The sequence below is a fragment of the Microvirga pudoricolor genome (assembly GCF_016892705.1).
Classification (GTDB): Bacteria; Pseudomonadota; Alphaproteobacteria; order Rhizobiales; family Beijerinckiaceae; genus Microvirga; species Microvirga pudoricolor.
Genome location: NZ_JAFEMB010000001.1, coordinates 771,474 through 784,212 on the forward strand (window position 1 = coordinate 771,474; position 12,739 = coordinate 784,212).

Annotated in this window: 14 protein-coding genes and 1 other RNA gene; 2 read left to right on the forward strand and 13 right to left on the reverse strand. The window is 66.4% G+C overall.

The genetic code is table 11. The annotated features are described in order from the left end of the window. Positions 1-57 precede the first annotated feature (57 nt). Positions 58-672 carry an HdeD family acid-resistance protein gene (locus tag ILT42_RS03555; protein ID WP_204213936.1) on the forward strand — a complete coding sequence of 205 codons (615 nt, stop codon included), beginning with the start codon at positions 58-60 and terminating at the stop codon, positions 670-672. A 52-nt stretch (positions 673-724) separates the two neighbouring features. Here ILT42_RS03555 and tolB read toward each other — a convergent pair whose 3' ends face one another. From tolB to ssrS, 13 genes are all read right to left on the reverse strand, one after another. After that, the gene (tolB, locus tag ILT42_RS03560; RefSeq protein WP_229428448.1) at positions 725-2,053 is read right to left on the reverse strand and encodes a Tol-Pal system beta propeller repeat protein TolB; all 1,329 of its coding nucleotides are present in this window, start codon (positions 2,051-2,053) and stop codon (positions 725-727) included. A 28-nt stretch (positions 2,054-2,081) separates the two neighbouring features. After that, on the reverse strand, positions 2,082-3,200 hold the full coding sequence (gene tolA / locus ILT42_RS03565) for a cell envelope integrity protein TolA (RefSeq protein ID WP_204213938.1): 1,119 nt from the start codon (positions 3,198-3,200) through the stop codon (positions 2,082-2,084). A 22-nt stretch (positions 3,201-3,222) separates the two neighbouring features. Further along, on the reverse strand, positions 3,223-3,666 hold the full coding sequence (locus ILT42_RS03570; RefSeq protein WP_229428337.1) for an ExbD/TolR family protein: 444 nt from the start codon (positions 3,664-3,666) through the stop codon (positions 3,223-3,225). A 15-nt stretch (positions 3,667-3,681) separates the two neighbouring features. Continuing rightward, positions 3,682-4,422, reverse strand: coding sequence for a protein TolQ (tolQ, locus tag ILT42_RS03575; RefSeq protein ID WP_204213939.1), 741 nt, complete (start codon positions 4,420-4,422; stop codon positions 3,682-3,684). A 171-nt stretch (positions 4,423-4,593) separates the two neighbouring features. After that, positions 4,594-5,040, reverse strand: a complete 447-nt coding sequence (ybgC, locus tag ILT42_RS03580) for a tol-pal system-associated acyl-CoA thioesterase (protein WP_324617714.1) — start codon at positions 5,038-5,040, stop codon at positions 4,594-4,596. A 145-nt stretch (positions 5,041-5,185) separates the two neighbouring features. Next, positions 5,186-6,211: a Holliday junction branch migration DNA helicase RuvB gene (ruvB, locus tag ILT42_RS03585; RefSeq protein ID WP_204215111.1), complete on the reverse strand. Its 1,026-nt coding sequence runs from the start codon at positions 6,209-6,211 to the stop codon at positions 5,186-5,188. A gap of 256 nt (positions 6,212-6,467) precedes the next feature. Further along, positions 6,468-7,085: a Holliday junction branch migration protein RuvA gene (gene ruvA / locus ILT42_RS03590; RefSeq protein ID WP_204213941.1), complete on the reverse strand. Its 618-nt coding sequence runs from the start codon at positions 7,083-7,085 to the stop codon at positions 6,468-6,470. A gap of 157 nt (positions 7,086-7,242) precedes the next feature. Next, positions 7,243-7,746, reverse strand: a complete 504-nt coding sequence (ruvC, locus tag ILT42_RS03595) for a crossover junction endodeoxyribonuclease RuvC (RefSeq protein WP_204213942.1) — start codon at positions 7,744-7,746, stop codon at positions 7,243-7,245. Between the two features lie 145 nt (positions 7,747-7,891). After that, positions 7,892-8,638, reverse strand: coding sequence for a YebC/PmpR family DNA-binding transcriptional regulator (locus ILT42_RS03600; protein ID WP_204213943.1), 747 nt, complete (start codon positions 8,636-8,638; stop codon positions 7,892-7,894). 131 nt (positions 8,639-8,769) lie between these two features. Next, a complete protein-coding gene (locus tag ILT42_RS03605) occupies positions 8,770-9,489 on the reverse strand; it encodes an exopolysaccharide biosynthesis protein (protein ID WP_204213944.1) in 720 nt (239 codons plus the stop codon). Between the two features lie 84 nt (positions 9,490-9,573). Then, a complete protein-coding gene (locus ILT42_RS03610; RefSeq protein ID WP_204213945.1) occupies positions 9,574-10,395 on the reverse strand; it encodes a TIGR00282 family metallophosphoesterase in 822 nt (273 codons plus the stop codon). A gap of 9 nt (positions 10,396-10,404) precedes the next feature. Beyond that, complete coding sequence (locus tag ILT42_RS03615) at positions 10,405-10,989, reverse strand: 5-formyltetrahydrofolate cyclo-ligase (protein WP_204213946.1); 585 nt, start codon at positions 10,987-10,989, stop codon at positions 10,405-10,407. A gap of 4 nt (positions 10,990-10,993) precedes the next feature. Next, a non-coding RNA gene (gene ssrS, locus ILT42_RS03620) (6S RNA) lies at positions 10,994-11,148 on the reverse strand. A 276-nt stretch (positions 11,149-11,424) separates the two neighbouring features. Between ssrS and ILT42_RS03625 the strand changes: the two genes are divergently transcribed. Beyond that, complete coding sequence (locus ILT42_RS03625; RefSeq protein WP_204213947.1) at positions 11,425-12,690, forward strand: MFS transporter; 1,266 nt, start codon at positions 11,425-11,427, stop codon at positions 12,688-12,690. The last annotated feature ends 49 nt before the right edge of the window (positions 12,691-12,739 follow it).

A 12,739-nucleotide genomic window follows, 5' to 3' on the forward strand; every position in this document is an offset into this window, starting at 1 on the left:
GAGCCCGTGTCTTGATAAGTTTCCCTATCCATTCAGATAGGATAACGGAGGCACATCATGGCGAGCGGACCTACCTCACCCTTTCCGGGACTCGACCGCACGGCGGCCATGAGCGAGCTCCTGGCCCAGAACTGGTGGGCCGTCGCCCTGCGCGGCCTCTTCGCCATCGTATTCGCTCTCATCGCCTTCTTCGTGCCAGGCGCCACGCTCCTGTCCTTCGTTCTCTTCTTCTCGGCCTACATGCTGGTGGACGGGGTGTTCGGCATCGTGGCGGGCATCCGGGCCGCTCAGGCGCATCAGCGCTGGGGCCTGCTCGTGCTGGAAGGCGTCGTGAACATCTTGGTGGGCGTCATCGCCTTCATGTGGCCCGGCCTGACGCTCGTGTTCTTCGTGACCCTGATGGCGTTCTGGTCCCTGATCACCGGCGTCCTGATGATCGTGGCGGCCTTCAAGCTCGATGCCACCTACGGCAAGGGCTGGCTCATCTTCAGCGGCGTCGTCTCGCTGCTGTTCGGCCTCGCGCTTCTGATCGCGCCTCTCGTCGGCGCGGTGGTTCTCACCTGGTGGCTCGGCGCCTACGCCATGGTGTTCGGCATCGGGCTCCTGGTGCTGGCCTTCAAGCTCAAGGGCCGCAAGGACAGCGCAGGCCCCACGGCCGCGTCCCGCGTCTGATCCAACGAAAGGGCGCCGAAGGCGCCCTTTCGTCGGCCATGGGCCGATGACCTTACTGCCGGGTCTCGCTCAGGAGCGGCGACCAGGTCGGGTCCGAGGCGTAGGACGGCGTCGGGACGGGCTGCTCCACGCGACCGGTGATGTCCACCATGTAGAGCTTGCCGCCGCCCTGCCCGCCCGGATCCCGGAAGAACAGGATGTACTGGCCGTTGGGCGCCCAGGTCGGTCCCTCGTTGTGGAAACCTTCCGTGAGGATGCGCTCGCCCGAGCCGTCCGGCTTCATGATTCCGATGGCAAAGCCGCCCGCGCGCTGCTTGGTGAAGGCGATGAAGTCACCCCGCGGCGACCAGGCCGGCTGGGAATAGGAGCCGTCCCCGAAGGAGATGCGGCGCTGGTTCGAGCCGTCCACGCCCATCACGTAGATCTGCTGCTTGCCGCCCCGGTCGCTCTCGAACACGATCTCGCGCCCGTCCGGCGAGAAGGACGGCGAGGTGTCGATGGCGCCCGTGGAGGTGATCCGCGTGGTGGCGTTGGAGCCGAGATTCATCAGGAAGATGTTGGCGTTGCCGCCCTGCTGCAGGCTCATGACGATCTGACGGCCGTCCGGCGAGAAGCGCGGCGAGGAGGTCATGTCCGGGAAGTTGCCCACGATCTGGCGCGAGCCGGTCTCCAGGTTGATGACCTGGACACGAGGCTGCTGGCCATCGGCCTGGGACATGTAGGTGATGTCCTGGGAGGCTGGAGAATAGCGCGGCGTCACCACGAGGTTGTCGCCTTGCGTCAGGTAGCGCACGTTGGCGCCGTCCTGGTCCATGATGGCGAGGCGCTTGCGGCGGTTCTCCTTGGAGCCGGATTCGTCCACGAACACGATGCGGGTGTCGAAGAACCCGCCGAAGCCCGTGACCTTGGTGTAGACCGCATCCGAGATGATGTGGCCGATGCGGCGCCAGAAATTCGGGTCCGTGACGTATTGCTGGCCCGTGAGCTGCTGGCCCGTCTCCACGTCCCAGAGCCGGAACTCGGCCTTCATGCGGCCCGACGGATCGCGGGAGACCCGGCCCGTCACGAGCGCCTGCGCGCCCGCCGCCCGCCACGCCTCGAAGCGCGGGGCGGCGTCAAAAGACGGACGCTCGGGGAAACGGGACTTCTCGAGCGGCGAGAAATAGCCCGAGCGCTGGAGGTTCTTGGTGATGATGCCGGAGACCTGCTGGCCGATATCGCCCTCGCCGGAGAAATCCGCGACCGCGATGGGCATGGGCTGGAACTGGCCGCCGGGACCGACCCGGAAGCTGAGCTGAGCGTGAGCGGCCGGCGCGAGGGCCGCCATGGGCAGGGCCATGGCAAGCGCGACGAGCAGGCGTGGCAGAAGGCGTGCAATCATGGACATATTATCTCGAAGGGTCATCCAATCAGGAGAGATCGAACTGGACGTTCAGGATTTTCCAATCCGCGTAGTAGGGAACGAATTGGGCGGGAACACGGTAGGGCGCGCAGCGCCGGACGGCACGCAGCGCGGCATCCGCGACGGCGCGGTCGGTGGCGGTTGATCCGGCCTTGAGAACCACCGGCTCCGCCGACAGCGTTCCGTCCTGGTTGAGGCGGATGTCGAGAACCGGCGGCGTCCCGTTGCCGGCGCTGGCCGCGACCGGCGCGTTGTAGCATTCGCGGATCCGGTCTTGCAGCAGGCCGATCAGGCCGTCGCGCATGCTCGGGCTGAGCTTGGCGGACGTGCCCGTCGCGGTGCCGAGGGAGGCGGTCTTGTTGACCTCCGCACCGGTCGCGCCGGACGATTTGCGTTCCGTCTTGTTGGCGAGGAGCTGCTTGATGTCGCCGAAATCAAGCTTCTTGGCGGCCTCGGCCTCCTTGCGGGCCTTGGCTTCGGCCTCCGCCTTGGCCTTGGCCTCGGCGACCTTCTTGGCCTCGGCTTCGGCCTTGGCTTTCGCTTCGGCTTCCATCTTCGCCTTGGCCTGGGCTTCCGCCACGGCTTTGGCCTTCGCGTCGGCCTCCGCCTTGGCTTTCGCCTCCGCGAGCGCCTTGGCCTGGGCTTCGGCTTTCACCTTTGCCTCGGCGCGGGCCTGCTCGATGGCCTCGGCCTCGGCCTGCTCGGCGAGACGCTTTTCTTCGGCGGCCTTCTCGACGGCGGCCCGATCCTGCGGCGGGGGTGGCGGCGGCGGCGGAGGTGCGGAGGCGGCTTCGACCTCCTTCTCGGCCGTCTTCATGTCGGCGGGCCGGGTCGGCGGGGTCGGCATGTCGGCCTTGTCCTCGCCCGGATCCTTCAGCTCCTGCTTCTCGGCCACTCGGTCGACGCGGGGCTTCGGGGTCTCCTGCACGGCGGCGGCGGTCTTCTCGCCCTTGGTGATCTGGGAGAGCTGGTTCTCGGTGATCATCTCCACCGGAATGCCTTCCTGCGCGTCCGGGAAGGGCGCGGCCGACAGCGAGAACAGGGCAGCCCCCAGCACGGCCACGTGAGCCGCGCCCGAGACCCAGACGCCCGGTTCCGAGGGCTTGAATGTGAGCTTCAACGCCACGGATGTTGCCCCAATGCTTCCGTCACCGCTTCTCGGGCTCCGTCACGAGAGCCACGCGCTTGTAACCGGACGATGACACCAACGACATGACGGTCGCCACGCGCCCGTATTCTACGGCCTTGTCGGCCCGCACGAAGATGCGCTCGTCGAAGCCGTTCTTGGACACTTCCGCGAGTTTGCCCACGATGGCCTCGTCGGCCAGCGGGTCCTCGGCGAGGTACACCTGGCCGTTGGCCTTCACGGATAGCATCACGGGCTTCGAATCCACGTTGAGCTGCGCCGCCTTGGTCTGCGGCAGGTCGAGGGGCACGCCCGTGGTCATGAGGGGGGCCGCCACCATGAAGATGATGAGGAGCACCAGCATGACGTCGATGAACGGCGTCATGTTGATCTCGTTCATGGCGCCGCCGCGCCGCACCCGCCGCCTGCGCCGTCCGCCTTGGGCCGAACCCGCTGCCATGGCCATCGCGCCCGCTCCCCTTTAAGCCGCGTGCGCCGGAGCGTGCGCCTGGTGGGCGAGGCGCTCGTCGATCTGGCGCGACAGGATGGCCGAGAACTCGTCCGCGAAGCCTTCCAGCCGCGACTGGAGCTGGCCCACCTGCGCCTGGAGCTTGTTGTAGGCCAACACCGCCGGAATGGCCGCGAAGAGGCCGATGGCGGTGGCGAAGAGGGCCTCGGCGATGCCCGGCGCCACCACGGCGAGGCTGGTATTGTTGGAGGTCGCGATGGACGTGAACGAGTTCATGATGCCGATGACGGTGCCGAACAGGCCGATATAGGGGCCCGCCGAGCCGATGGAGGCCAGGACCGTGAGCTTGGAATCCAAACGCTCGACCTCGCGCTGGATCGTCACGTCGAGGACCTTGTCGATGCGCTGGCCGAGGCTCTGGAACGAGCGGCCCGAGCCCTCGAAGGAGCGCTTCCATTCGCGCATGGCGGCGGCGAAGACGGCTCCCAGCCCCGTGGGCGTGCGCCCCTGGACCGAACGGTAAAGCTCCTCCAGGGACTGGCCGGACCAGAACACTTCCTCGAACTTGTCCATGGACCGCTTGGTGCGGGCGTAGAGGAGCGACTTGTCGATGATGATGGCCCAGCACCAGATCGAGGCGCCGATCAGGCCCAGCATCACCAGCTTGACCACGAAGTGGGCCTGCCAGAACAGCCCGAAGAGCGACATGTCGTGCGCCACGGGGACGGCTTGAGCCACATCAGCCGGATTCATTCTCGCGTCCTCTTCCTGGGCCGCTTTGCGCAGCCCGCCGCATTCGTTGGAGATCGTGTGCTATCGTTGCTCGTTCGCCCGGGAATCTGTCCAAATTAAGGGCGCACGGGCAACCGCACCGGATCGGTCCCCTCCGGAAAAGTTAAGCACCGCGTAAGGTTAAGGCTTGGTTTAAGCCGGGGTCCCAGGCTGCAGAATTCGGCGCAGGCTCTCCGGAATCCGGGCCGCCCGGCCGCCCGCGATGGCCGCCACCCGCACATCCGCCGTCACGATCAGGTCCTCGCCCCGCAGGATGCGCTGGGCGATGGACAGGGATGCGCCCCGCACCTCGGCGGTCCGGGTCTCAACCGTGAGCACGTCGTCCATCCGGGCGGGCCGGAGGAAGTCGAGGGTCATCCGCCGCACGGCGAACACGATCCCCTGCCCGTCCGCATGCAGCGCCGACTGGTCGCATCCGGCAAGCCTCAGGAAATCCGTCCGGCCCCGCTCGAGAAAGCGCAGGTAGTTCGCATGGTAGACGATGCCGGAAAAATCCGTGTCCTCGTAATAGACCCGGACCGGCAGAATGTGGGTGTCGCCGCGCAGGGCGCCGGAGAGATGGGGCCAGGACGCCGGCACACCCTCCCCTGGAGGGGGAGGGTCGGAGCGCTCGAGCGCTCCGGGGTGGGGTGGCGCCGCGACGTGGCCGAGGTTGGCGTTTCCCACCCCCTCCCGGCCCTCCGGGCCGACCTCCCCCCTCGAGGGGGAGGTGTGGGCGTCCCGCTCACTCATCGTCATCCCCGCCGAACAGCCCGAACTGGGCCGCATTGTCCCGGGTCGGCTCCGGCAATCCCAGATGCCTGAAGGCGTGGGGCGTGAGAATTCGGCCGCGCGGGGTGCGCTGCACGAATCCCTTCTGGATCAAATAGGGCTCGATGATCTCCTCGATGGCGTCGCGGGGCTCGGACAGGGCCGCCGCGATGGTCTCGATGCCCACCGGACCGCCCCCGAAGGAATTCGCGATCATGGTCAAGTACTTGCGGTCCATCAGGTCGAGGCCGATGGGGTCGACGTCCAGAAGCCGCAGCGACCGGTCGGCGAGCTCCCGACTGACCGTCTGGGCGCCTTCCACGATGGCGAAATCGCGCACCCGGCGCAGCAGGCGGCCCGCGATGCGGGGCGTGCCGCGCGAACGGCGGGCGACCTCGTTGGCGCCCTCCGGGCTCATGCCGATGCCGAGCACCCGCGCCCCGCGCTTCACGATCAGCTCCAGCTCCTCCACGGTGTAGAATTCGAGCCGGATCGGGATGCCGAAGCGGTCGCGGAGCGGCGTGGTGAGCAGGCCCGCCCGGGTGGTGGCGCCCACCAGCGTGAATTTCGGCAGCTCGATCTTCACGGAGCGGGCGGCCGGCCCCTCGCCGATGATGAGGTCGAGCTGGTAATCCTCCATGGCCGGATAGAGGATTTCCTCCACGGCCGGATTGAGGCGGTGGATCTCGTCGATAAAGAGCACGTCGCGCTCTTCGAGGTTGGTGAGCTGGGCCGCAAGGTCTCCCGCCTTGGCGATGACCGGACCGGAGGTCGAGCGGAAGTTCACGCCGAGTTCCCGGGCCACGATCTGGGCCAGCGTCGTCTTGCCCAGCCCCGGCGGGCCGACGAAGAGCACGTGGTCGAGGGCGTCGCCCCGCGCCTTGGCGGCGTTGATGAACACCTGGAGATTGGCGCGAGCGGCCTTCTGGCCCGTGAAATCGTCGAGCGCCAGCGGCCGCAGGGACGTATCGGTGTCGTCCTCACGCTTTTCAGGGGTCATCAGGCGGCGGGAATCGGTCAAGGAGGCTTACCTTGCAGGGGTTTGGCTATGTGTAGCACAGTCACCGACCTCATCCTGAGGGAATGGCGAAAGCCATTTGTCTCGAAGGATGGTTCCAGCGCTCTCTGAATCCTCCTTCGAGACGCCGCTTTCGCGGCTCCTCAGGATGAGGCCTGTTCTACTGGCCCAACATTTTCCTCGGAACATACAAAATGAAGCACCCTGAATGCAATGAACATATCAGGAACACGACATGCTACCGCGCCAGCTCCCTCAGGCCTAGCCGGATCAGCGTCTTGGCCTCGGCCTCGTCGCCCGCCTGTTTCAGGGCGGCCGCAACGGCGGCGGAGGCCTGGATCTGGGGGTAGCCGAGATTGACGAGGGCCGAGACGGCATCCGAGACCGGCGCCGGGGCGTTGCGGTCGTCCAGGGCATCCGACAGGCGGATCAGGGCCGGGTCCACGTGGCCGAAGGCCGGGGCCTTGTCCTTGAGTTCGGCCACGATGCGGGCAGCGAGCTTGGGGCCGACACCGGGACCGCGGGCCACCGAGGCCTTGTCACCCGTCGCGATGGCGGTGGCGAGCATGCCGGGATCGAGCACCGACAGGATGCCCAGCGCCACCTTGGCGCCCACGCCCTGGACCGATTGCAGCAGCCGGAACCATTCCCGCTCCTGGTCCGACCGGAAGCCGAACAGGCGGATCATGTCCTCGCGCACATGGGTCTCGATGGAGAGCGTCGCGGCTTCGCCGACGGAGGGCAGATTCTGGAGAGTGCGGGTGGAGCAATGCACCACGTAGCCGACGCCCCCCACATCGACGATGACGAAGTCGTCGCCGTAGGAATCGATGAGGCCCTTGAGTTTGCCGATCACGTTCTCATTCCCTCAATCGTCATCCCCGCGAAGGCGGGGATCCATAACCGCAACATACGGTAGAAGAGCGCGACAAAAATCGCCCGCATCCTTCTAAAGGCTTGGTGTTTATGGATTCCCGCCTTCGCGGGAATGACAGTGGTCCTTGTGTAACACCCTAAAGACTTGCCGCCAAAGCGCGGGACTTGCGGTGGTGGGCATGGGCGATGGCGATGGCGAGCGCGTCCGCCGCATCGGCCTTTTTGAAGTCGGCCTTGGGCAGCAGGATCTTCACCATGGCCTGAACCTGGATCTTGTCCGCATGGCCTGCCCCCACCACGGTCTTCTTGACCTGGTTGGCACCGTATTCGGCCACGGGCAAGCCATGGAGGGCCGGGACGAGCAGCGACATGGCGCGGGCCTGGCCGAGCTTGAGGGTCGCCTGGGCATCCTTGTTGACGAAGGTCTCCTCCACGGACACCTCGTCGGGTGTCCAGGTGCGAACGACGTCCGTCAGCCGGTCGTGGAGCTGCTTCAGCCGAAGGGCCAGTTCGAGGTCGCCGTCAGAGGTCACGACCCCGCAGGCCACGAAGGACAGCTTCGTGCCCTCTACCGTGATGACACCCCAGCCCGTGTTGCGCAGGCCGGGATCGAGGCCGAGAATGCGGATGGTCTGGCTCAACTTTTAGCCCTCTCCCCTTTGCGGGAGAGGGTGGCCCTCGCATCAGCGAGGGTCGGGAGAGGGGCAGCGTTTATAACCCCTACGCCCCCTCTCCCGGCTCACTTCGTTCGCCACCCTCTCCCGCGGAGGGGAGAGGGAAAACCCATCACTCCGCCATCTTCTGCATCAAGGCTTCCGACAGCTCGAAATTGCCGTAGACGTTCTGGACGTCGTCGTGCTCTTCGAGGGTTTCCATGAGCTTCATGAGCTTTTCGCCGGCCTCGTCGTCCACGGCCACCGGGGTTTGGGGCTTCCAGACGAGCTTGGAGGCCTTCGGTTCGCCGAACTTTTCCTCGAGCGCCTTGGTGACCTCGTTCAGCGCGGTCTGCTCGCAATAGATCTCATGGCCGTCCTCGGTGGACACCACGTCCTCGGCACCCGCATCGATGGCGGCCTCCAGGACCGCATCCGCGTCGCCGACCTCGGGACCGAAGGCCACGAAGCCCACCCGGTCGAACATGAACGAGACCGCCCCGGTCTCGGCGAGGTTGCCGCCGCTCTTGGTGAAATAGGACCGGATGTCCGACGCGGTGCGGTTGCGGTTGTCCGTCATGGCCTCGACGATGATCGCGGCGCCCCCGGGGCCGTAGCCCTCATAGCGGATCTCGTCGTAGTTCTCGCCCTCGCCGCCGACAGCCTTGTTGATGGCGCGCTGGATGTTGTCCTTGGGCATGTTCTCGGCGCGGGCGGCGAGGATCGCGGCGCGCAGGCGCGGGTTCATGTTGGGGTCCGGCAGGCCCATCTTGGCCGCCACGGTGATTTCGCGGGCGAGCTTGGAGAACACCTTCGAGCGGACGGCATCCACCTTCCCCTTTCGGTGCATGATGTTCTTGAACTGTGAATGTCCGGCCATGGGGGCCTCCGCGATGCGGCCGAGGGCGGCTCTGGTTCAAGCGCCCGTCAGGCCACGGATGTTGACGATGAGGTGGCTTATAAGGCGCGAGGCCCCGGAGGCAAAGCCCCTGTTTCGGAGAGGCCGGTCCTTCAGATCCCAAACCAGCTCGACAGGCCTGCCCGGATGAGATGGTACGACGCGCCCAGAACCGTGGCCGTGTAGATCATGCCGGCGATGCCGATGATCGAGCCCAGGATCAGCAGATAGCCGTCCTCCTCGATCACCGCGATCGCGACGATCACCAGGGCGGCCGAGGGCGGGATGTTGGTGCCCGGAAACGGGATCAGCACGCAGATCGCCACCAGGATGGCGAAGAGGCCAACCGCCCGGTCGCCCACCACCCCGAAGAGCTGGGTCAGCCGGGGTTTGCAGAAGCGCTCGACCCATTGCAGCTTGGGCTCGGCCACGTCGATGAGCTTCTTGAACTTCTCGAGGGAGATTTCCCGGCGCATGAAGGATTTGGGCAGCCAGGGCCGCTTGTGGCCGAGCAGCATCTGAATCCCGAACAGCAGCACCGGCGTCCCGAAGACGCCCGCGACGCCGGGCGGCACCGCCGGAACGGAATTGGGCAGGCTGAACAGGATCAGCACGAGACCGAAGGCACGCTCGCCCAAGGCCTCGATGATGCGCCCGACACTGATCGTGTCGCCCTCGGCCTGGTCGACCACGCCACGGAGAACCGCCGACACGCTCTGATGCTGGGTCGTGTCATGCACGGCCTCGCCCCTGGTCGTCTCGACCCTGTCCCGTGAGGCATTCTCCCCTTGGGCATTGTCCCCCTGGGCCTTGTGCTGATGCTGCGCGTCCACCCGATCTCTCCGTTCCCCGACAGATGGGTATGCTTTGCCTTACGCCAAGGGCCGGGCCGTCTGCCAAGCCGCGTTGCCCCAGCGTTAACCCCAGAAGCGCGGCCAAGTTTCCTCCAAATGGGGTCCCAGCCGCACGGCCGCGACCCGAACCGCGAGACCTGTCCGGTCGTCCGTCTCCACCGCGATCCCCGACAGGGTCCCCTCCCCGGTGGCCGGCTCCATGCGGGGGCCGGGCGTCTTCTGGAGAAAACGCCGGATCGACTCGTCCTTCTGCATGCCGAGCACCGAATCGTAGTCGCCGCACATGCCCGCATCCGTCATGTAGGCGGTGCCACCCTGCAAAACGCGATGGTCGGCCGTGGGGACGTGGGTGTGGGTCCCGACCACGAGGCTCGCCCGTCCGTCGAGATGATGGCCCATCGCCTCCTTCTCGCTGGTCGCCTCGGCGTGGACGTCCACGATGATGGCGTCCGCGACCTGAGCCAACGGGCAGGCCTCGACCTCCCGGTCCACCGCCGCGAAGGGATCGTCCAGCGGGTCCATGTAGAGGCGGCCCATCACGTTGATGACCAGCACCCGATGGCCCGAGCGGGTGTCGATGAGGTTCGCGCCCCGGCCCGGCGTTCCGGGCGGATAGTTCACGGGCCGCAGCAGGCGTGGCTGACGCTCGATGAAGACCAGGGTCTCGCGCTGGTCCCAGGAATGGTTGCCCAGCGTCACCGCGTCGGCACCCGCGTTCAGGATCTCGTCGCAGATCGCCTCGTTGATGCCGAAGCCCCCGGCGGAGTTCTCGCCGTTGATGACCACGCAATCGAGACTCCAACGCTCCCGCAGGCCCGGCAGACGCTCGATCACGGCGTTGCGGCCGGACCGCCCGACGATATCGCCGAGGAAGAGGAGACGCATGACGGGGTCCTAAGCTTGAGCGGTCCGGATCGGCCCGGCTTCCGTGACGATGATATCGAGCAGACGGTCGTGGGGCTCGACAGGGACTTCATCGATTTCCTGGGCCGAATAGGCAAGCCCCACGGTGAGGATCGGGTGCTGGGCCTCCAGCGCCGCGATGGCCCGGTCGAAATGCCCCTTGCCGTAGCCGATACGCCCGCCCCGGCGGTCAAAGGCCACCAGGGGCACGATCAGGGCCTTGGGAAAAACCTCGGGCGCGTCGGGGCCGGGCTCGCGCACGCCGAAGCCGCCCTTGATCAGCGGGTCGTCAGGGCGCCAGAGGCGCCAGCTCAGATGCGGGTGAATGATCTGCGACAGGGCCACATCCTGGCCGCGACCGATCAGCGCCTCCAGGAGTGGGCGGGCATTGACCTCACTGCGAATGGTCCAGTAGCCGCCGACCGGTGTGACATGCCTGAGTTCAGGAAGAGCCAGGGCCGCTTCGGCGATACGTCCGGCGGCCTCGACCCGGAACGCCTTTGGCAGGGCGTCCCGGCGGACGAGCAGCTCCTGCCGGAGACGGTCTTTTGTTTCAGGAAGCGATGTCGATGTCATGAAGCGCGGAGCCGCAAAAGTCGTCGGAAAAGCGATCCCGGGAACCTACAAAGTAGGTGGGCGCCGTTTGTCCCGGTCCACGGACCGGGTCAGGTACAGCTCCCGTTGGGATCGATAAGGCCCCGGGGAAATGTCTCCTAACGGACCCCGCAGCCCCGCCTTGCCTATGTAGTGGGTTCGGGAGCCCGGGGGAAGTAGGCGGGTGGGATAAATCGAAGGCCGGCGGAGGGGGTTAGGATTCGAGCCTTTGCTGCAATGCAGCGGAACCGGGTCCGGCTCCCAACGTTGCTCCCGGACAGGGCATGCCATCATCCACGCGCCGCGCCTGAACCCACGGGGCCATCCGGTCTCGGGCTTCGTGGCGCGCATACACGCTGCCATGCCCGGCACCGCAAATCCGAACCGGCACCCTGGGTGCCTCAATGGAGATGGCCGTTGCCCTCTAGCTCTTCCCCCTCAAGCCTGCGTTCCGTCCTGCCCACCATCGTGGCGCTCCTCCTGGCCTATGGGCTCATGCAGATGGGCAATACGCTCCAGGGCACCTTGCTCAGCGTGCGGGGTGCCATCGAGTATTTCACGCCCACCCAAATCGGCGCGGTGGGCGCGGCCTTTTGGGCCGGGATCGTGCTGGGCTCCCTCTGGGCCGGTAAGGTGATCGAGCGGGTGGGCCATACCCGCACGTTCGCGGCTTTGGCGGCCGTCGCAGCCTCGGCGGGGCTCCTGCACCTGCTGGTGATCGAACCCACCGTGTGGCTCGTGGCCCGCGCGATCACAGGCTTCTGCTTTGCCGGGTTGTTCATGGTGGCGGAGAGTTGGCTCAACTCCTCGGCGACGTCGTCCACGCGCGGGCAGATCCTGAGCCTTTACGGAATGACAGGCCTGATCGCTGGCATCGGCGGGCAATTGCTCCTCCCAGCCGGAAGCCCGTCAGGGTTTCAGCTTTTCTGCATCGTGTCGATGATTATCGCGCTGGCTCTCGTGCCGATCGCCCTGTCACGCGCTTCCGCGCCGAACCAAGCCACAGGCGAGGCCAAGATCGACCTCCGACGGCTTCATCGGCAGTCACCTTTCGGGGTCCTGGCTGCATTCTTGTGCGGCATCACCACGGCGTCGTTCTTCGCGCTCGGGCCGGTCTTCGCGCAAGGCCATGGGCTGAACACCGCCGGCATCGCGATCTTTATGGCCTGCGGCACCCTTGGCGGTTTCGCCATGACGTGGCCCCTAGGCTGGCTGTCCGACCGCATGGACCGGCGTCTCGTCATCATCGGCACGGCGGCAGTGGCGGCAATCATTCTCGTGGTGCTCGTGAACGTCATTCCGAGCCAAGCGCCGGATTGGGTGCTTTATATTTGCGTGGCGATCTTCGGTGGAAGCATCATTCCCACATACAGCATCGTAACGGCTCACGTGAACGACATGGTGAAGCCCGGCGAATTCGTGGCGGCGTCGGGCGGCTTGTTGATCCTGCAGGGCGCGGGCTCGGCGACCGGCCCCATCGTTTCCGGGCTCGCCATGAGCGAGTTCGGGCTCGTCGGCCTCGCCTATGTGGCCATCGGGGCCCAGGCCGTCATGGCCGCCTGGGGTGCTTACCGCATCCGCCAGCGGGCCGCCGCGCCAGAAGACGAGAAGGAAGCTTTCAAGCCCGAGCCTGCCGTTCCGGTCGGTGTCGAGCTGGCGCCCGCGCATGGGGGCGCACGTTAGGCCGTCGGACAAATACAACCTTTGCTTTAGGAACATCCCTATCCGGGAT

What these genes read in the sequence shown, in the direction of transcription:
- ILT42_RS03555 (WP_204213936.1), top strand. Translation starts at nt 58, where the DNA reads ATGGCGAGCGGACCTACCTCACCCTTTCCGGGACTCGACCGCACGGCG.
- tolB (WP_229428448.1), bottom strand. Translation starts at nt 2,053, where the DNA reads ATGATTGCACGCCTTCTGCCACGCCTGCTCGTCGCGCTTGCCATGGCC.
- ILT42_RS03570 (WP_229428337.1), bottom strand. Translation starts at nt 3,666, where the DNA reads ATGGCCATGGCAGCGGGTTCGGCCCAAGGCGGACGGCGCAGGCGGCGG.
- tolQ (WP_204213939.1), bottom strand. Translation starts at nt 4,422, where the DNA reads ATGAATCCGGCTGATGTGGCTCAAGCCGTCCCCGTGGCGCACGACATG.
- ruvB (WP_204215111.1), bottom strand. Translation starts at nt 6,211, where the DNA reads ATGACCCCTGAAAAGCGTGAGGACGACACCGATACGTCCCTGCGGCCG.
- ILT42_RS03600 (WP_204213943.1), bottom strand. Translation starts at nt 8,638, where the DNA reads ATGGCCGGACATTCACAGTTCAAGAACATCATGCACCGAAAGGGGAAG.
- ILT42_RS03610 (WP_204213945.1), bottom strand. Translation starts at nt 10,395, where the DNA reads ATGCGTCTCCTCTTCCTCGGCGATATCGTCGGGCGGTCCGGCCGCAAC.
- ILT42_RS03615 (WP_204213946.1), bottom strand. Translation starts at nt 10,989, where the DNA reads ATGACATCGACATCGCTTCCTGAAACAAAAGACCGTCTCCGGCAGGAG.